15 protein-coding genes are annotated in these 20,187 nt (G+C 46.3%); 7 read left to right on the plus strand and 8 right to left on the minus strand.

The features are described from left to right. Nucleotides 1-8 precede the first annotated feature (8 nt). Genes R7P64_RS20800 through tldD form a run of 3 tightly spaced genes read left to right on the plus strand, consistent with a single transcriptional unit; the run spans nucleotide 9 to nucleotide 6,202 of the window. Entirely contained in the window at nucleotides 9-3,890 is a 3,882-nt protein-coding gene (locus R7P64_RS20800) for a YhdP family protein (RefSeq protein ID WP_213973530.1), read from the plus strand. Between the two features lie 33 nt (nucleotides 3,891-3,923). Then, nucleotides 3,924-4,745 carry a carbon-nitrogen hydrolase family protein gene (locus R7P64_RS20805; protein ID WP_318123922.1) on the plus strand — a complete coding sequence of 274 codons (822 nt, stop codon included), beginning with the start codon at nucleotides 3,924-3,926 and terminating at the stop codon, nucleotides 4,743-4,745. A gap of 11 nt (nucleotides 4,746-4,756) precedes the next feature. Beyond that, on the plus strand, nucleotides 4,757-6,202 hold the full coding sequence (gene tldD, locus R7P64_RS20810; RefSeq protein ID WP_025767609.1) for a metalloprotease TldD: 1,446 nt from the start codon (nucleotides 4,757-4,759) through the stop codon (nucleotides 6,200-6,202). A gap of 66 nt (nucleotides 6,203-6,268) precedes the next feature. On the opposite strand, the gene R7P64_RS20815 is transcribed toward tldD, so the two are convergent. Beyond that, on the minus strand, nucleotides 6,269-7,645 hold the full coding sequence (locus R7P64_RS20815) for a PhoH family protein (protein WP_005381133.1): 1,377 nt from the start codon (nucleotides 7,643-7,645) through the stop codon (nucleotides 6,269-6,271). A 561-nt stretch (nucleotides 7,646-8,206) separates the two neighbouring features. On the opposite strand from R7P64_RS20815, the gene rapA reads away from it, so the two are divergent. Further along, the gene (gene rapA / locus R7P64_RS20820) at nucleotides 8,207-11,116 is read left to right on the plus strand and encodes an RNA polymerase-associated protein RapA (protein ID WP_025767610.1); all 2,910 of its coding nucleotides are present in this window, start codon (nucleotides 8,207-8,209) and stop codon (nucleotides 11,114-11,116) included. A gap of 107 nt (nucleotides 11,117-11,223) precedes the next feature. Here the strand turns inward: rapA and R7P64_RS20825 are convergent, their stop codons facing one another. After that, nucleotides 11,224-12,489, minus strand: coding sequence for an NRAMP family divalent metal transporter (locus R7P64_RS20825; protein WP_054575321.1), 1,266 nt, complete (start codon nucleotides 12,487-12,489; stop codon nucleotides 11,224-11,226). Between the two features lie 342 nt (nucleotides 12,490-12,831). Between R7P64_RS20825 and R7P64_RS20830 the strand changes: the two genes are divergently transcribed. Together R7P64_RS20830 and R7P64_RS20835 are read left to right on the plus strand one after the other, a co-directional pair. Continuing rightward, nucleotides 12,832-13,584 (plus strand): pseudouridine synthase, encoded by a 753-nt coding sequence (locus R7P64_RS20830; RefSeq protein ID WP_206954741.1) that lies wholly within the window; start codon nucleotides 12,832-12,834, stop codon nucleotides 13,582-13,584. A 103-nt stretch (nucleotides 13,585-13,687) separates the two neighbouring features. Continuing rightward, nucleotides 13,688-14,650 (plus strand): D-2-hydroxyacid dehydrogenase, encoded by a 963-nt coding sequence (locus tag R7P64_RS20835; protein ID WP_149191737.1) that lies wholly within the window; start codon nucleotides 13,688-13,690, stop codon nucleotides 14,648-14,650. A gap of 89 nt (nucleotides 14,651-14,739) precedes the next feature. Here R7P64_RS20835 and yjgA read toward each other — a convergent pair whose 3' ends face one another. Beyond that, a complete protein-coding gene (gene yjgA, locus R7P64_RS20840) occupies nucleotides 14,740-15,267 on the minus strand; it encodes a ribosome biogenesis factor YjgA (RefSeq protein WP_005381124.1) in 528 nt (175 codons plus the stop codon). A 110-nt stretch (nucleotides 15,268-15,377) separates the two neighbouring features. On the opposite strand from yjgA, the gene pmbA reads away from it, so the two are divergent. Beyond that, nucleotides 15,378-16,721, plus strand: a complete 1,344-nt coding sequence (gene pmbA, locus R7P64_RS20845; RefSeq protein WP_054577139.1) for a metalloprotease PmbA — start codon at nucleotides 15,378-15,380, stop codon at nucleotides 16,719-16,721. A gap of 64 nt (nucleotides 16,722-16,785) precedes the next feature. Here pmbA and mgtE read toward each other — a convergent pair whose 3' ends face one another. From mgtE to hpf, 5 genes are all read right to left on the minus strand, one after another. Beyond that, the gene (gene mgtE / locus R7P64_RS20850; protein WP_005381121.1) at nucleotides 16,786-18,144 is read right to left on the minus strand and encodes a magnesium transporter; all 1,359 of its coding nucleotides are present in this window, start codon (nucleotides 18,142-18,144) and stop codon (nucleotides 16,786-16,788) included. Between the two features lie 148 nt (nucleotides 18,145-18,292). Further along, nucleotides 18,293-18,568: an HPr family phosphocarrier protein gene (locus R7P64_RS20855; RefSeq protein ID WP_005381120.1), complete on the minus strand. Its 276-nt coding sequence runs from the start codon at nucleotides 18,566-18,568 to the stop codon at nucleotides 18,293-18,295. A 2-nt stretch (nucleotides 18,569-18,570) separates the two neighbouring features. Then, a complete protein-coding gene (gene rapZ, locus R7P64_RS20860) occupies nucleotides 18,571-19,434 on the minus strand; it encodes an RNase adapter RapZ (protein WP_054577138.1) in 864 nt (287 codons plus the stop codon). 14 nt (nucleotides 19,435-19,448) lie between these two features. After that, on the minus strand, nucleotides 19,449-19,895 hold the full coding sequence (ptsN, locus tag R7P64_RS20865; protein ID WP_005381116.1) for a PTS IIA-like nitrogen regulatory protein PtsN: 447 nt from the start codon (nucleotides 19,893-19,895) through the stop codon (nucleotides 19,449-19,451). 2 nt (nucleotides 19,896-19,897) lie between these two features. Then, nucleotides 19,898-20,185, minus strand: a complete 288-nt coding sequence (hpf, locus tag R7P64_RS20870; RefSeq protein ID WP_005381114.1) for a ribosome hibernation promoting factor — start codon at nucleotides 20,183-20,185, stop codon at nucleotides 19,898-19,900. Nucleotides 20,186-20,187 lie beyond the last annotated feature (2 nt).

The raw sequence follows: 20,187 nt of genomic DNA on the forward strand, positions 1-20,187 counted from the left end.
GAACATTTGTGAATTCTGGTGTTAACCGTTTTGGGCGTTTTTGTGCGTGGAGTTTAGTTACTGTATTGGTGTTATTAGCCATATTAGTAACCACGCTTCGCGTCACACTGCCGCAACTTAACCATTTCCAAGATGAGATCAAAACCTGGGTCAAACAAGGCACAGGTTTTGACGTTTCTATTGCCAATGTCGCAGGGACGTGGCGCAATAATCATCCCTCAATTGCGTTACTGGGTTTAGAGGCAAATCTACCAAACGTGCAAGATGCACGCTTCGCTGTTGAAGAAGTCCAAATTGAGTTCGACCTTATTCAATCTCTTTTTCAACTTAAACCTGTAGTTGCAGACCTTACCATTCATAACCTCGCTTTAGACATTCACACGGTAGACATTCTGCCGACTTCTCATCGTCAAGATCCGAAGCCTGAAGTGGATAAGAGCGAAGTGAAACTCATTGACCAACTCGACTCACTTCTTTTACGTCAGTTCGAAGACTTCACTATTAGCGATTCACGGATTTGGTATAAGTCTGTGTCAGGTGAAACTCGCCGTTTAGATATTGAGCAGCTTCGTTGGAGCAATCAAGGGAAACGTCACGTAGCCGAAGGCACGGTTAGCATTGCCGATGTTCGCCTGAACTCATTGTTAGTAAGCGCTAACTTTAAAGATCATGGCTCGTTGCGCGATGTATCTGGTGAGTTTTACGTGAGTGCTCAAGATGTCTCGGTCACACCTTGGCTGACCACTTACATGCAAGAAGAGTCAGGAGCAGAGTCGGGTAAAGTCAGCTTAAATACTTGGCTAACGCTCAAACATAGCCAACCGCATGATGCTTATGTTGAATTGCTGCCTTCCGAGTTGGTGTGGAATGAAGATGGACATCATGAGCTGTTTATTGAGTCTGGAATTTTCAATCTTCGACCAGATAAACAAGGCTGGAAAGTAAATGGCCACTCACTTCAGATCAGAACCGATAATACCCCTTGGCCAGAGCTAGACGTCGCGTTTGATTGGCAACCAAACGGCTGGATGCTTAATCTCTCTCAGCTCGACATCGAAGCACTCATTCCGCTCATCAAGCTGGCTCCAGAGTCAGAGTCGACCAGTGACCTTATTAACAAACTAGCACCGAAAGGTCGGGTCGAAGATGTCCGATTGTCAATGAACGGTGGTTTAGACACCTTACGCTACTCGGCTGAACTGGATGAACTCGCGATGACACAATGGGAGCTCCTACCCGGGTTTCATCACGTACAGGGCAGCGTATCGGGGGATGTGAATCAAGCTAAAGCAAAAGTCACCGTCATTGATGATGTCTTTCCGTACGGCGATGTATTCCAAGCTCCGCTGAATATCAAACAAGGTGAAGTCGATATTATCTGGCAGCAAGATGATGCGGGTTGGCGTTTGTGGGCGGATAAAGTGACGGCAGCAACGCCTGATCTTCAAGTCTTGGGGGCATTCCGTCTTGATTTTCCAAAAGAACAAAGCCCATTTTTATCGTTTTATGCCGAAGCGGATCTCTACAACGCGGGTGAAACATGGCGCTATCTACCGACTCTGGCACTTGGACAAGACTTGACCGACTATCTTTCGACCGCGATTCAGGGCGGTAAAGTGAACACAGCAAAATTGTTGTGGTATGGCGAGTTAGGTGATTTTCCTTACAAAGAACATAATGGCATGTTCCAAGCTTGGGTTGGATTAAAAGATGCGAAATTTAGCTTTGATACTGCATGGCCAACCATCACGGATTTGCAGCTAGACTTGCTGTTTGAAAATGATGCCATGTATTTGGATTCAAAATCAGCCACACTAAATGGCGTTCATGCCAAGCGTATCACTGGGCGAATCCCTGAGTTGGCAGAAGGTGGGCACATCGAGATTGAAGCGAAAGCAAGCGCGCCGGGTAATGAAGTCCGTGACTACATGATGGCGACGCCATTAGTGGATTCAGTCGGTGCCGCATTGACAGCGCTGCAAGTGAGTGGTCCCGTTTACTCTGAGTTTCAACTCAATATACCGTTTGATTTTGATAAAGAGTCTCGCGCTTGGGGTTATGCCGATTTAACAGAAAATCGTGTTGATATTGAAGCGCCGCCAATGACGCTTGAAAACGCCACAGGGCGTATCACCTTCGACAATGATGTGGTTACCACATCGGGTTTGTCGGCCGAATTATTACAACAGCCTATCTCTCTTGATTTCCATGGAGAGAGTGCGGAGCAAGGCTACAACGTGACAATTAATACACTAGGAGATTGGGATGTCGAGCCTCTCAAACCCTATGTCGGTGAGCGTTGGTTAAACCTTGTTTCTGGCCATGCGCCGTGGCAAATGGACATTGACTTGCAACTCAATGATGTTGGTTTCACTTATCAGCTTGAAGTGCTGGCGCAGCTAAATCGTCTGGCTAGTCAATATCCTTATCCTTTAGCGAAACAAATTGGCGAGTCTGGACAAGCGAAACTGCAAGCATCTGGCAATCAAGAGAGTATTTCAGCAAGACTACAGATCCCAAATGTGAAGTATCAAACTGAGATAGATATCGCTGGCGATGTCCCGGTTCTGACTGCGACTCATTTAATGGTTGGCAAAGGTGGCTTCCGGATTAGTCCTATTGTCGGGCACGATGCTTCGGTGCGTGTCGAAGAACTGAATTTAGACCAATGGGCTGAGCTTGCGCAGGTCTCTGAGAGCAAGCCTTCATCGTCTGTTTTGGCAAGCATGAAAACGCCGACCATTCCATTGCCGACACGCATTGAAGTTGAAACGCCAAACTTACAGTTCGGTGGGATTGAGTTTCATGATGTGGATTTTTCAGCAAGCAAGAAAAATTTGAGTTGGCAACTCGATGTGGACAGTCAAGAGGTTAAAGGGAAAGCTAACTATCTGAAACCCTATGATCTATCGGTCTCTTTAGAGCACTTGCATCTGTACATCCCAGGGTTTGAAGAGATGACCAAAGAGCGCAGCTCAATCTTTGCGAGTGAAGATCAAAACGCACCTTTGATTACCAATTTTGACCGCAAGTTTCACGCTGAGATGCCAAACTTAACTTTGAACATTGATGATTTTTGGCTGCAAGGCTACAAAGTGGGCAAAGTGAATGTTGATTTGCAGCGTCGCGAGAACCGCTTGGAGTGGAAAAATATCACCTTTAGTAGCGGCAAAAACCGCATTGATATGAGTGGTTGGTGGGACCTGACGAAAGAGAGTAGCCATTCCAACTTAACCATGAAAATGAAAGGTGATAACAACACCGATCTTATGGAGCGCTTTGGTATTACATCAGGCATTCAACAAGCACCATTTGAGATCAATGCCAATATGGAATGGGACGGCGCACCTTGGTCAATGAAGACACAAACCTTGCAAGGAAACGTCTCAACGGAATTTGGTAAAGGCGTGATCAGTGAAGTTAGTGGTGCGGCACGCTTGTTAGGCTTGTTCAGCTTGGATTCTATCATCCGTAAGATGCAGCTCGACTTTACCGATGTATTCGATAAAGGCATGGCATTCAACTCGATCACGGGAACGGGCAAAATCCAAGACGGTGTGTTTATCACCAATGATATCGTAATGGATGCGTTAGCAGGGGAAATGCAAATCCGCGGTATCGCTAATATGAACAGCAGAATGGTTGATGCGGAAGTGAAATTCACACCAGACATCACATCAGGCTTACCAATGCTGACTGCGTTTGCCGTTGCGCCTCAAACTGCTTTGTATGTCTTGGCCATCTCTACGGTGATATCTCCGGTGGTTGAGGTCTTCACTCAAGTCAATTATGAAGTGAAAGGCCCACTAGATTCACCAACGGTGAAAGAAATTTCGCGAAGTAAAGGTGAATACAAGCTACCAGAAAAACTGCGTGAACAGGCCAAATAATTCACCGAATATAATGGAATAGGGAGGAAACACATGGAACGTGTTGGCATTATTCAAATGACTTCGGGTCCGGATATTAACGCGAATTTGGACTTCATCGAAAAACAGTGTGCTTTAGCGAGCAAGCAAGGTGCCAAACTTGTCCTTACTCCTGAAAATACAGTGCTATTTGCCAGTCGCGAAGCTTATCATCAACATGCAGAGCCACTTAGCAGTGGCATGATTCAACAGCGGCTCTGTGAAATCGCAAGAAAGAACCAGTTAACACTGATTGTCGGAAGCATGCCCATTCAAACCGCAAAAGGTGTCACGACAACAACACTTGTATTGCCGCCGCACGGTAAATGCATTGCTCACTATGACAAACTGCATATGTTTGATGTCGACGTAGCCGATGGTTATGGTAGTTATCGTGAGTCGGATACGTTTATGGCGGGTAATCAAATAGTCGTTGCGGAAACTGATATCGGCAGTGTTGGATTGAGTATTTGTTATGATTTACGTTTCCCAGAACTTTATAAAGTATTGCGTCAAGAAGGGGCGGATATCATTGTGGTGCCCGCTGCGTTTACCGCTGTGACGGGGCAAGCTCACTGGGAAATACTATTGCGAGCTAGAGCGATTGAGACACAATGTTGGATTTTGGCAAGCGGACAAACTGGAACGCATCCATGTGGACGAAAAACATGGGGACACTCAATGGTCGTTGACCCTTGGGGACGTATCCATAAACAGCTTCAGGATGAAGTAGGCTTATTGGTGACAGAGATAGATTTGTCACAAAGCCAACAAGTAAGGCAGAATATGCCGCTGACTCAACACAGTCGCTTTCAAAATGAATTGAGACGGAAATAAAAGAGCTAACTATGAGCACAAACCAAATAGAACAGGCACTCCTTGCCCCAAATGGTCTGACAGAACAAGACATTGCTGACACGCTTGCCAGCATTGCTACGCGCCAGATCGATTATGCGGACATTTACTTTCAGTCCAGCTGGCATGAGTCTCTGGTTCTAGAAGACAGCATCATCAAAGATGGCTCTTTTAACATTGATTGTGGTGTTGGTGTCCGTGCAGTAACTGGCGAGAAAACCGGCTTTGCCTACTCTGATCAAATCCAGCCTGAAGGCCTGAAGCAGAGTGCAATCGCGGCGCGCGGTATTGCTCAGCAAGGGCAGAATGGTAAAGTCCAAGCGTTTAAACGCACCGAAAACCAAGCGTACTACGCCGCTGTGAATCCACTAGCTGAATGGGAAAAGCAGCAAAAAACAGAATTGCTCAAATCTCTAGATGCTTACATCCGCACTAAAGAACCATTGATTAAAGAAGTTTCGATTAGCATCAGCGGTGTGCATGAGCAGATGCTTGTTGCGGCAACAGACGGTACTTATGCAGGCGACATTCGTCCTTTGGTGCGTTTGTCTATTAGTGTGCTTGCACAAAAAGGCGAACGACGTGAACGCGGTAGTGCGGGGGGCGGCGGCCGTTTCGGTTACGATTTCTTTTTAACGGAAAGCAATGGTGTGAAACAAGCTTTTCATTACGCAGACGAAGCGATTCGCATGGCGTTAATCAACCTTGAAGCAGAAGCAGCACCAGCTGGCATGATGCCAGTGGTATTGGGTTCTGGCTGGCCTGGCGTGTTGCTACACGAAGCGGTAGGTCATGGCCTAGAAGGTGATTTTAACCGGAAGGAATCTTCGGTTTTCTCTGGCAAAATGGGTCAACAAGTGACGTCTTCACTATGTACCATCGTCGATGATGGCACGTTAAAAGACCTTCGTGGTTCATTGAATGTGGATGATGAAGGGGTAAACGGCCAGTACAACACGCTTATCGAGAATGGTGTGCTGAAAGGCTATATGCAAGACAAGCTAAACGCGCGGCTAATGGGTGTAAATCCAACGGGTAACGGTCGTCGTGAATCGTATGCACACTTGCCAATGCCTCGTATGACCAACACCTACATGCTTCCAGGTGAACATACGCCAGAAGAAATTATCTCGACGGTCGAGAAAGGGTTGTATGCGCCAAACTTTGGTGGCGGCCAGGTGGACATTACTTCGGGTAAGTTTGTGTTCTCTGCATCGGAAGCGTACTTGATTGAAAACGGTAAAATTACGCGCCCTGTTAAAGGTGCGACGTTGATTGGCTCAGGTATCGAAGCAATGCAGCAAGTCTCTATGGTCGGTAACGACCTAAGTATCGACAAGGGCGTTGGCGTATGTGGTAAAGCAGGTCAAAGTGTGCCAGTTGGTGTTGGTCAGCCGACCTTGAAGCTGGACTCACTGACAGTGGGTGGCACTGAGTAACTCAGTCGAATCGTTATAAAAAGAGCGCTCATTAGAGCGCTCTTTTGCTTTGTGAGTCGGTGTCAATTACAGGTTTTCTTCAGCAAATTCCGCCAAGCGGCTACGAACCACGCCGTTGAGGTGAATATTTGCGCTGCCTTCAAAGTTCTTGAAGCGCTCAACCATGTACGTCAATCCTGATGTCACTGGGGTGAGGTAATGAGAGTCAATCTGCGCCAAGTTACCGGAGCAGACGATTTTGGTTCCTTCGCCACAGCGGGTAATGATGGTTTTGATTTGTGATGCAGTGAGGTTTTGACACTCATCAAGCAGTACAAACGCATTTTGAATCGAACGGCCACGCATAAAGTTGATCGATTTAAATTGAATGTTGGCTTTATCGCAGATGTACTTCAATGAGCCTTCAGTGCAGTGATCGTGTTTATGTAGTGCTTCCAAGGTATCGGTCACCGCCGCTAACCACGGCATCATTTTCTCCTCTTCGGAGCCGGGTAAGAAGCCGATGGATTCACCGATATCTGGCGTGTTGCGTGTTACGATAATTTTATCGAACATGCTTTTTTCAATGGTTTGTTCCAATGCTGCAGCCATTGCCAGTAATGTCTTACCACTACCCGCCGCACCCGTTAGAATCACCAAGTCAATTTCTGGATCGAGTAAGGCATCTAACGCCATTCCCTGGTAGATATTTTTAGGTGTGATGTCCCAAGCCTTGCGATGCATTAGGCGTTCGCGGCTCAGGTCGAGAAGCGTTAGCTTGTCTTCATTGATGGTTTCTACGCGACCAGCAAAGTCACTGTCTTCATCAATAACGTATTGGTTGATAAAGGTTGGGTCGAAGGGTTCGCGACTGAGTTTGTGGTAAGTTTTTCCGCCCAGTGCATAGCTTTCTACTTCCTCAATACCGCTCCAGAAATCACCTTCACGCAATTGAAAGCCTTTGGTTAGGTATTGAATGTCGTCAATCAGTTGGTCGGTTCTATAGTCCTCAACAAAGCGTACACCAGCCCCTTTGGCTCGCAGACGCATGTTGATGTCTTTCGTGATCAGTACCACTTCACGTGGTGCACGTTTATTTTGCAGATAAAGCACCGCGTTGAGAATACGGTTGTCACCGGCTTTGTCGGCGAAGGCTTTGACGGTTTCCTGCAGTTCAAAATCCGCCAAAATGGAAATAGTACCTTGGTCGGGGTTGTCTTTAGAAACAGGAATGCCTTCAGAGATTTCATCTGGCGTTGCTTCTTTAAACAAATCTTCCAAGGTGCGAATAGCCACGCGCGCATCTCTTGCAACGTCGCGCTTGCTGTCTTTGATTCGGTCGAGTTCTTCCAACACGGTCATGGGGATAACGACATCGTGTTCTTGGAAAGAGAAGATGGCAAAGGGTTCATGAAGAAGAATGTTGGTATCGAGTACAAACAGTTTCCGATCGGTATCGCCCATAGCGTCTCCTTGCCGTAGTACGGCTCTGCATGCGAGTTGTTAGGTCGTTTCCAAATAGGTGTGAAGTGACCTAACTCTGATTGCTTGCAATAGAGGTTGTCGGGCTGATGTCGGCTAGTGTGCAACCGAGTAGCAAGACAACTTACTGCAAACCCGTGTTGATCCTAATCGTGTACTAACGCGCTTAAATCATATGCAATGGTTTTAAACGCCCCTCATTAGAAGTATACGTAATATTTACGTTCTACAACTTAATAATTGGCATGAGTATTTTACAATTTGATTGCATTTAGAGTTTGGGAAAAAAAGTTTCTGCTTGGTGCGGTTTCGGCGTGACCTAAATCACAGCTTCAAGTAAGATTAGCGACCTTTTTCTGCGTATAGGCTACGTCCGATTTATCATGTTGAGCTGGCTTAAAAAATACTCAGTTCATACTGAAATGACGAATGCTATCGGCATAGCAGAAGCCAGAATCAGATCTAAACTATTATCCATGCCCACGGGCATGAGTAGACCAACAAGAAATACGAATCAAGAACTAATAACGAGGTAGTCAATTCATGACATTTGCTTTGGGGCAGCGCTGGATTAGCGATACGGAAAGCGATTTAGGTTTAGGTACCGTTGTAGCAATGGATGCTCGTACTGTGACATTGATGTTTGCAGCGTCAGAGGAAAACCGAGTTTACGCACGTAACGATGCACCTGTTACCCGAGTCACCTTTAATGTTGGGGATGTCATCGATTGCCAAGAAGGTTGGTCTCTAAAAGTAGAAGAAGTACTGGAAGATGAAGGTCTTTACACCTATTTCGGTACTCGTGAAGACACGCAAGAAACCGCTGTTGTTCTGCGTGAGATTTTCCTTAGCAACCAAATTCGTTTTAACAAACCTCAAGATAAGTTGTACGCCGGTCAAATCGACCGTATGGACAACTTTGTTCTGCGTTACCGTGCGCTAACCAACCAGTTTGAGCAGCATAAGAGCCCAATGCGTGGCCTATGCGGTATGCGTGCAGGTTTGATACCTCATCAGCTTTACATCGCGCACGAAGTTGGCCGTCGTCACGCGCCACGCGTCTTGTTGGCGGATGAGGTAGGTTTGGGTAAAACCATTGAAGCGGGTATGATCATCCACCAACAAGTTCTGTCTGGTCGTGCCGAACGCATTTTGATTGTGGTGCCTGAAACACTGCAGCATCAATGGCTGGTTGAGATGATGCGTCGTTTCAATCTGCATTTCTCTATCTTTGACGAAGAGCGCTGTATCGAAGCTTTTGCGGATGCAGAAAACCCATTTGATACTCAGCAATATGTGCTGTGTTCTTTGGATTTCCTACGCAAGAGCCGCAAGCGTTTTGAACAAGCACTGGAAGGTGAATGGGACCTACTGGTTGTCGATGAAGCGCATCACCTTGAATGGAGCCAAGATAAACCGAGCCGTGAATACCAAGTGGTAGAAGGCTTGGCTGAACGTACTCCAGGTGTGTTGCTACTGACTGCAACGCCAGAGCAGCTTGGTCGTGAGAGTCACTTTGCTCGTCTGCGTTTGTTGGATCCAGACCGCTTCTATGATTACGAAGCATTCGTTGAGGAAGAAGAGCAATACGCGCCCGTAGCTGATGCGATTACTTCACTCTTTTCCGGTGAAAAGCTACCTAATGAAGCAAAAAACCAGATCACTGAGTTATTGTCTGAACAAGACGTAGAACCACTTTTCCGCATTATCGAAAGTGAAGCGGACGAAGAAGCTAAAGCGTCGGCACGCCAAGAGCTGATCGATAACTTGATGGATCGCCATGGTACAGGGCGTGTTCTGTTCCGTAACACGCGCGCGGCCATCAAAGGCTTCCCTACGCGTAACGTGCATCTGATGCCAATGGATATTCCACCGCAATACACTACATCAATGCGTGTTGCTGGGATGATTGGCGGTAAGATGAGTTCTGAAGCACGTGCGATGAAGAACCTTTACCCGGAAGAAATTTTCCAAGAATTTGAAGGCGATGACGCGAGCTGGTGGCAGTTTGACTCGCGTGTGAATTGGTTGCTTGAAAAAGTAAAAGAGAAGCGCAGCGAGAAAATCCTCGTGATTGCTTCTCGTGCGAGTACCGCGCTGCAATTGGAGCAAGCACTGCGTGAGCGTGAAGGTATCCGCGCCACTGTTTTCCACGAAGGTATGTCGATTCTTGAACGTGATAAAGCGGCGGCTTACTTTGCGCAAGAAGAAGGTGGAGCACAAGTTCTTATCTGTAGCGAAATCGGCTCTGAAGGTCGTAACTTCCAGTTTGCCAACCAACTTGTCATGTTCGACTTGCCATTTAACCCAGACTTGCTTGAGCAACGTATTGGTCGTTTGGACCGTATCGGTCAAAATCGCGATATCGACATTCATGTTCCTTACCTGAAAGGCACATCGCAAGCGATCCTAGCACGTTGGTTCGATGAAGGCCTGAACGCTTTTTCGGAAACCTGCCCAACAGGCCGTGCTGTTTACGATAAGTACTCCGATGATCTGATTGAAATTCTTGCCTCTGGTGATACCAGCACGCTAGATGAGATCATTGAAGCGTCAGCAAAAATGAATAAAGAGCTGAAATCCCAATTGGAGCAAGGCCGTGATCGCCTATTAGAAATGCATTCGAATGGCGGAGAAAAAGCACAACAAATCGTTGAGAAAATTGAATCAACTGACGGCGATACCAATCTGGTCACCTTCGCACTTTCTCTTTTTGACACGATTGGCTTGAATCAAGACGATAAAGGTGAAAACGCCCTGATTGTGACCCCATCTGAGCACATGATGGTGCCAAGCTACCCAGGTCTGCCATACGAAGGAGCGACGATCACGTTTGATCGTGATACAGCGTTATCTCGTGAAGATATGCACTTTATCAGTTGGGAACACCCAATGATCCAGGGTGGTATCGATCTTCTTATGAGTGAAGGGGTGGGGACGTCTGCGGTATCTCTATTGAAAAACAAAGCGTTACCAGTCGGGACTATTCTTCTTGAGTTGATTTACGCGGTAGATGCGCAAGCGCCAAAACGCAGTGGTATCGCGCGCTTCTTACCGAAAACGCCAATCCGTTTAATGATGGACTCGCGTGGTAATGATTTGTCTGCTCAAGTGGAGTTTGAAAGCTTTAACCGCCAGCTCAGCCCTGTAAACCGTCACTTAGGTAGCAAGTTGGTTACGTCGGTACAGAAAGATGTACACCGCTTAATTGAAGCCGGTGATGTTCTTATTGAAGAGAAGGTTGAAGAAGTACGCAAACAAGCTCATCAAGATATGCAGCACAGTTTGAATGCAGAGCTTGAGCGTTTGCAAGCACTGAAAGCGGTGAACCCAAATATTCGTGACGAAGAAATTGAAGCTATCGACGCACAAATTAAAGAGCTCACTGGTTACATCAACCAAGCTCAGGTTCAGCTCGACTCGCTGCGTTTGATTGTGGTGAGCCACAACTAAGTAAGTATTTATTGCTCATTAAAAAGGTCTTCAGTTGAAGACCTTTTTCTTTATTTACGGTTTAGTTTCTTTATGCGGAATGCATTAATCACTGATAGCTACCTCATTTACATCAACCACTTCCACCAGATAAACACAGCCAAGAAGCCAAACAAGTAAATCAGGCCCGCAATCGATAACCACTTTAGTTTAGGTCCAACAGCCAAAGGCTCCGGTAACTCAGTTTTGCTCACTAAGGTGTAATTTAGCAGAGCAAAGAATGGCGTGGTCATAAAGGCGAGGATCATCGCAAAGTTCAGCATAGGCAATAACGCAGAAGCCCAGAAAACCACAATACCCAATGCAAGTAAGGAGACTACCAGCATGATCGCTGAAGTGGTTTTAGGGTTAGTGTCTGGTTGCGAGCGCAGTAGGCGTTGAGAATCCGAAATAACGCGCGAATAGCCATCAATAACGGTAATCGTGCTGCCAAAGATACAGAAAAACGCAATTACCGCGATCAAGTAACGAGACCATTCGCCAATCGTTGCCGCATATAAGCCAACCAATTGGTGGGAGAAGCCAACACCAGAACTTTCAAGCGCAACGCCAGATCCATAAAGCATCAAAGAGCCTAGCGATACAAAGATAATGGCAAGAAACGCCGTGCCAATATAACCGACATTAAAGTCAAATAGAGCAGAGCGGTATGTTACTTCTTGCTGGCTTGATTGGCGTTTTAGCCACGCTGAGGTTAAACAGGAGATCTCAATCGGTGCAGGCATCCACCCCATTGTCACGACGATAAAACCAATAGCCGCAATAGACCAAGGTGATGGCGGCTCGAAGTTGGCTACTTGCTCAACAGGGTTACCAACGGCGATAGAAACAGCGAGTAAAGTCGCGATGGTTAACACCGACATGATCACCTTAGATAGCGTATCGAGCGCTTTGTAATGGCCAGCAAATAATATAATCAGGCAGGTGACAATCACAATGATACTGAGTGATGCCATTGATAGTGAAAACGGAATGAAGTAGCCCAGCAAGCTAGCGCTAAACATCAACAAAGCGGCGGTATTGATGACGGCCGATACCACGCTCAGAAATAGAAATAGCCATAGATAAGGCCGACCTAATTTCGCGTAGCCCTCAACCAAGGTCAGCCCTGTCCCCATGGTGTACTGTACGCCCGCTCGGAAAAAAGGGTATTTAAACAGGTTTACGAGCAGAATCAGTGCAGCCAATTGCCAACCATAAATCGCACCAGCCTTGGTTGATGCCACGAGGTGAGAGCCACCGACCGCAGCAGATGCCATTAATATGCCGGGGCCTAGCGAACGAAAAAATAAGGAAAGTTTGGATTGGGGTTTATCTATAACGGCGGAGTCCATTGCTTATTGTCCTTTTTATCTTATGTATCTTTCTAAAGAGATACATACCGCAGTACATGACAAGCTGAGCGATCGCCCTATACTGCGCAACGGTAATGTCTTTTAAATGCTGTGTTTTGGTGTATTTATTTTAAGTATTCTTTGCGAATACCATGCTGTGTGCATCTAGCACTCTATTCAGTTATGCGTCTTGTTGTCAAACTAAATTTACAACGTGCTATTTTTAGTTTTTATGCTAAAGGATTGACTTTGTTTTATTGGGTTGAACTTTTCTTCAGAATCCTGCATCTGGGTGCTATTTGGGTATATAATCGCGGCGTTTTTATTTTGTAGAGATCTCCCATGGCAATGCTTGAATATACCCCTCCCACCGACCCTTGGGTTGATATCGTTTTTGAGGATGACGACATTCTGGCAGTGAATAAGCCATCAGGGCTGCTGTCTGTCCCTGGTCGCCTTGCAGAGCATTACGACAGCATGTGGAGCCGCCTCAAAGAGTTGCATCCAGAAATTCAAGTTGTGCATCGCTTGGATATGTCGACATCAGGGTTGATGTTGCTGGCGAAAAACAAACCCGCGGAGCGAGCATTAAAAAAGCAGTTCCAATATCGCCTCACTCACAAGGTGTATTACGCACGTGTTTGGGGGCATGTTGAGCCGCAAGAAGGGAATATTGATCTTCCATTAATTTGTGATTGGCCAAATCGTCCACGACAAAAAGTATGCTTCGACGACGGCAAGCCATCTCAAACTTTATTCCAAGTGGTGAAGCGTGAAGTGCACCCAGATGGCGCCCATACGACCGTTGTGCGGTTACTCCCCATTACTGGTCGATCGCATCAGTTACGCGTGCATTTGATGGCGATTGGTCATGCGATTGTGGGTGATGAGTTTTATGCAAGCGAAGAGGCGTATCAGTTTTCAGAACGTTTAGAGTTGCACGCTGCGGAGCTAAGTTTTTATCATCCAGCTACGGATCAGCTGAGCAGTATTTTTGTACCCTGTGACTTTTATTCTGAAGCCGAGGCGATGATCTTTAACTATTTTTCGCCAGAGCGTAGATTGCCTGATTATAAAACGTTGCCACACCCTTAATGCCAATTGCACTCAACAGCGGTTCTTTCTAGTTCGCTATTTTTGGCTATTTCGTTACTGTGGTTGATGTATCCTGTCTTTCAGCCGTGAACAAGGAGTTGTTATGTCTTTGCCAAGCATCGTATTTTTAGATCGAGCGACCATCCCAGAACATATTGAGATCCCACGACCTAGCTTTCCGCACCACTGGCGTGAGTACGACCTAACTGCGCCTGGGCAGGTAATAGAAAGGTTAGCCGATGCCGATATCGTGATTAGCAATAAAGTCCTGCTTGACCAACATGTATTAGAGCAACTACCAAAATTACGGATGATCGCGGTTGCCGCAACTGGTTTTAACAACGTCGATGTGAACTACTGTGCTAATCATGATATTGCGGTTGCTAATGTACGTGGTTACGCGACGCGTTCGGTGCCCGAGCACGTGATGGCAATGTTATTCGCTTTAAGACGGAATTTATTTGGGTACCACCAAGATATTGCCGCAGGTGAGTGGCAGCGTAACCAGCAGTTTTGTTTTTTTACTCACCCAATCGGGGATATTGGTGGTAGCACGTTAGGTGTTGTTGGTAGTGGGGCACTAGGGCAAGCGACGGCGAATCTGGCTCAAGCGTTAGGAATGACCGTCTTGTTTTCTGAGCGTAAAGGGGCGGCAGAATGTAGACCAGGTTATGTGTCGTTTGAGGAAGTATTAAAACGCTCCGATGCGCTGACTTTGCATTGCCCGCTCAACGATCATACTCAGAATTTAATTGGTCAAGCAGAGTTGAAACAAATGAAGTCCAACGCCATTTTGATTAATACAGGGCGTGGAGGTTTGGTGGATGAGAGCGCGCTGGTGGATGCCTTAAAACAGCAAGAAATTGCAGCGGCTGGTTTTGATGTTTTTACACAAGAACCGGCTGATGAGAGCAATCCGCTGATTGCCAATATGAGTTTACCTAATTTGTTACTTACACCGCATGTTGCATGGGGCAGCGACTCATCTATCCAACGTTTAGCGGAAATCTTGATTGAGAACATTAACGCTTTCGAGCGCGGAGACCGCGTGAATCGCTTAGTGTAACGCTGACAGTAAAACCAAAGATAAAAAAAGCAGACATTGACGTCTGCTTTTTGCGTTTAAATCGAATGCTCATTGCTTGAGCCGTCGAATTAAAACTCTTCTTCGTTTAGACCTTTAAGGATCTGAAAGATTTCGCGGTACGCTTTTGCTGGTTTCCCAGCTTTTTTCTCTTTCGCTGCTTGGCGAGCAAGTTGGCGTAGACGCTGACGATCCGCTTCTGGGTACATTTCCATTACGTCATCAATGGCTTTGTCACCTTCTTCCACAACGCGATCACGCAACGCTTCAAGTTTGTGGAATACCGCCGTTAATTGAGAGTGCTTATTACGAATTTTATCCAGTGCGGCTTGGATTGGCTCTGGATCTTCGTAACGCATCAATTTACCGATACGTTGTAATTGGCGACGACGCGCTTCATTTTTAAAGCGTTGCGCGTCAGCAATTGCTTCTCGCAAATCTTCGCTCAATGGAAACTTTTCTAGAACTGAAGGTTTGAGGCCGACAAGCTCCTCACCTAGCTTTTGCAGTTCTTCCATGTCTCGCTTCATCTCGGATTTACTTACCCAGATGATCTCTTCTTCTGGTTCCCATGGCGCTTTTTGATTCTTACGTGCCATTTCAGTTGCCTGTGTTTTGATTAATATTATGACTATTTTAACAAGAATCATGGGGAGAAAGCGAAATTCTTGTTATCCTATTGTTCATCAAAGACAAGATGTGAAAGACAATGGATATTAAACAGCAGGTTGCTGAGCAACGTACCGAGCTAGAGCAAGCCGTCGCAAGAGCCTTAAAGCTTGCATCGGCAAAATCTGACGCCGCCGAAGTCGCAATTACTAAAAGCACTGGTTTAAGTGTTTCAACTCGTATGGGTGAAGTAGAAAATGTCGAGTTCAACAGCGATGGTGCGCTGGGCATTACCGTTTACCGAGGTCAACGCAAAGGCAGTGCTTCCACGTCTGATTTAAGTGAAGCTGCAATCGAGCAAACCGTTATAGCGGCGCTAGATATTGCACATTACACATCTGAAGACCCATTTGCAGGCCCTGCAGCAAAAGAATACATGGTGCAAGAGATCCCTGAGCTTGATCTTTTCCACCCAGACGCACCCGATCCAGACTATGCTGCCAATGTGGCGATTGCAGCAGAAAAAGAGGCGCTAAGTTATAACAATGCAATCAAGCAAAGTGATGGCGCGAGTTATGATAGTCATTACGGCGTGAAAGTGTATGGCAATAGCCATGGCTTATTAGCTAGTTATGCGTCTAGCCGCCATAGTACTAGCTGTTGTGTAATTGGCGTTGGTCAAAACGGCGAGATGGAACGTGATTACAGCTACACCGTGGCACGTCATCGTGATGACTTATGGACCCCAGAAACGGTGGGTCGTAAGGCGGCAGAGAATACGGTTAACCGCTTAGATGCGCAGCGTCTAAAAACAGGTCAATACCCAATCATGTTTGCGGCTGATGTTGCGACAGGCTTGATTGGCCATCTCGTTATGGCGATCAGCGGTGGTAACCTGTACCGAAAATCTTCTTTCTTACTTGACCATCTAGGCAAACAAGTGCTTCCTGAATGGTTCAATATCTCAGAACGTCCGCATGTATTGCGTGGTTTGGCATCAAGTCCATTCGATAGTGAAGGTGTGTACACTCAAGACCGTGAGATCATTACCGACGGTGTGCTAGCAACTTATCTGTTAACCAGTTATGCCGCACGTAAAATGAAGATGACGCCGACAGGTCACGCTGGTGGGATTCATAACTGGTACGTGAAGTCGACAGGCCAAAACTTCGAACAAATGCTTAAAGAGCTCGGTACTGGTCTTCTAGTGACAGAAGTCATGGGACAAGGTGTGAACGTGGTAACGGGGGATTACTCTCGCGGTGCCGCAGGCTTCTGGGTTGAGAATGGCGAAATCCAATACCCAGTATCAGAAATTACCATCGCAGGTAATCTAAAAGACATGTTCACCAAGATTGTGGCGGTTGGTAGTGATATTGAAACGCGCTCACAAATCCAAACGGGCTCTATCCTACTGGATACCATGAAAGTGGCGGGTGAATAAGCTTTTCTAGCAATTCAGAATCAAAAAAGCCTGATGTGTTCATCAGGCTTTTTCGTTTTTTCTGTTAGGTAATCAGTATTGTGGCAAGCCCTAAGAAGACAGATAAACCAATCACATCCGTCACCGTTGTTAATGCCATACCACCAGCTAAAGCAGGATCGATGTTCATTTTTTTCAATAGGATTGGAATCGTTACTCCTGCAATACCTGCGACCAATAAGTTGGTCAGCATGGCGGCGGAAATGATTCCTCCGAGCATCCAGTTACCTTTCCAAGCAACAACAATACCACCAATAATCAGCGCCCACATGATACCGTTGAGTAAGCCGATCGAGGCTTCTTTCATTAACAGTTCGCGTTTGTTTGAGTCACCGATATGACCAAGAGCAAGACCACGAATCACTAGTGCGACGGTTTGGTTACCAGCGACACCACCCATGGACGGAACAATCGTCATCAATACCGCAATGGCGGCCATTTGGTCTAATGTGGCCTCAAACATGTTAGAAACGGAAGCAGCAGCAAGGGCGGCTAATACGTTAGCGCCAAGCCAGATACTGCGTTTGCGAGCTGATTTTACAACAGGCGCGAAAGTATCTTCGTCATCGTCCATACCCGCCATACTCATCATCGAGTGTTCCGCGTCTTCACGAATAACGTCAACCACGTCATCGATGGTGATACGACCGACCAAATGCAAGTTTTCATCAACAACAGGTGCAGATACCCAATTACGGCGTTCGAACAGACTCGCAACATCTGAGTCGCTAGTATCGACGGTGATGGCCTCGTCCGCGTCTTCCATTACATCAATGATTTTTACGTCTGGCTGAGTGGTAATAAGCGTCGTGATCGGCAGTTCACCGATGAGCTTACTCTCTTCATCGATCACATACAGGGCATCCGTAGCTTCTGGAAGCTCGCCTTTCATACGTAGATAACGCAAAACTACGTCCACATCGACGTCACCACGAATTGTGATGACGTCGGTGTTCATCAGTCCACCCGCAGTGTCTTCTGGGTAGGATAGGGCGGTTTCGACCCGTAGACGGTCAGAGGAGTCCATTTGCGACAGGACTTCGCGTGACAGGTTGTCAGGCAAGCTACGCAGTACGTAAGCCACGTCATCGGTATCCATGCCTTCTGTCGCTTCTGCAAGCGCTTCTGGTGCCATTTTGGATACGAGGCTGTCTTTGACGTCTTCGTTCAGCTCGTCAAGGATTTCACCATAATCTTCAGGGTCGGTGAGTTGCCAAAGAACTTCACGGCTCTTCCGTGGGGAGGCTTCTAAAAGGTGAGCGATATCCTCAGGTTCCATGTCCTGTAATTGACGACGAACATGGACGAAGCGACCATTTTCTAGCGCTTCTGTGACTTCTTGGAGGGCTTGGTGAGCTTGGTCGAATTCAATTTGCTCTGCCATTCATTCCTCCCAATTCCTGATATTTACAATGCGTTGAATAATAACTTAATTCTAGGCGCCTTTTAATAACAACTTATGATACTAAGCAAATTTATTTATTAGGTCAGGGAAGAGAAAGATAATGGGAGGTAAGAAAAAAGCGAGTAAACTACTCGCCTTCATCAAATTTATCTTCGATCAAATGGCAAACGGCATCCAGTGCTTCTTCCGCTTGCCCACCCGTTGCGTGGATCGTGACGTATTGTCCTTGAGCGGACTCTAGCATTAACAGGCCCATTACGCTGTCTGCTGTGGCGGTTTTGTCTTCTTCATTGTCGATGGTGATGACCGCTTCAAAGCTCTGTGCCAGTTCGACCAGTTTGACTGCTGCACGAGCATGTAAGCCAAGGCGGTTTTGAATCAATACTTTACGACTTAACTCCACGGCTACTCCTTAGCGTTTTTCTCTAGTGAGGTATGGCGAATTTGTACTTGGTGTCCTTTGTTGGAGAAGTATTCACCGATTTGCTGAGTTAAGTACACCGAGCGGTGCTTACCACCAGTACAACCGATTGCAACGGTCAGGTAGCTGCGGTTGTTTTTCTCAAGCAGAGGTAACCAATTCTCTATAAAGCTTTCAATTTGATATTTCAAACTTAACACCGATTGGTGTTGCTCTAAAAATGCGGCGATAGGAGCATCCAGACCTGTAAGCGGGCGTAGTGCTGGTTCCCAATGTGGGTTAGGTAAGAAGCGAACGTCAAATACGTAATCGGCATCGGAAGGCAGGCCGTATTTAAAACCAAAAGACTCAAATACCATAACGAGCCCTTTGCGATCTCTGCCTTCAACGCGCATACGCACGGTTTCACTCAATTCATGCAAAGACTGCCCACTACTATTTAGGACCAGATCTGCATGCGCTTTGAGTGGCGTCAAAATTTGCTTCTCACGCTCGATGGCTTGATCGAGCGAGAGGGAGGTGCCACCTAAAGATAACGGGTGAATTCGGCGTGTTTCGCTGTAGCGTTTGAGTAGCGTTTCTTTATTAGCGTCCAAGAAAAGCACGGTCACATCAAGCTCAGTTTTTAACTGTTCTAGTGTACTCGTCAGTTCTTTTAGCTTTTTAGGAATATTACGAATATCAATGCTGACTGCAACATTCTGTTTGCTGTCAGCAACAGAATGAACAAATGCGTCCAGCAAGTTAACTGGCAGGTTATCAACACAGTAGTAACCTAAGTCTTCCAGTACACGAAGCGCAATACTTTTACCGGCACCTGAGTGCCCGCTAACAACGATTAGTCGCATGGAGTTAGTCCTGCTTATTGGTGAATCATGATGTCGTAAAGTTCTTCATCACTCTGAGCATTACGCAGTAGTTTCAATACTTGCTTATCGCTCAGACGTTCTGCCATAGAGGATAGAGTCTTGAGGTGCTCTTTGCACTGTTCTTCTGGTACAAGGAGCGCAAAAAGAAGATCGACAGGTCGATTGTCAATCGCATCAAATTCGATTGCTTCATCACATTGCAGTAAGACAGCAATGGCCTTGTCGCTTGATTGCATTCTCGCGTGAGGGATCGCAATACCGTTTCCGATACCGGTACTGCCCATTTTTTCTCTATTGAGCATGCATTCGAACAGCTCGGTAGAATCTTGGCCCGTTTGATCAGCCACGATACGGCTGATCATTTCAAGGGCGCGTTTTTTACTCGTGCAGTGGACCGCACTTTTGGTGCAGTCCAATGACAGTATTTCGCTCAGTTGCATGATTAATGACTGTTTAGTTTTTCTTTGTGCTTATTAAGTTGGCGAACCAATTTATCTACCAGCGAATCGATCGCGGCATACATATTTTCGTCATCGGCTGATGCGTGGATTTCGCCTTGATTTATGTGAAGCGTAGCTTCCGCGATTTGAGTAATTTTTTCAACTTTTAGTACAACATGCACTTGATTGATATGGTCGAAGAACCTTTCGAGCTTCTGAAACTTAGAATTTACATAGTCTTGCATTGAATCGGTAAGATCAACGTGATGGCCTTGAATATTGATTTGCATAG

The organism is Vibrio sp. 2304 (genome assembly GCF_033339475.1).
Lineage (GTDB): Bacteria > Pseudomonadota > Gammaproteobacteria > Enterobacterales > Vibrionaceae > Vibrio > Vibrio alginolyticus.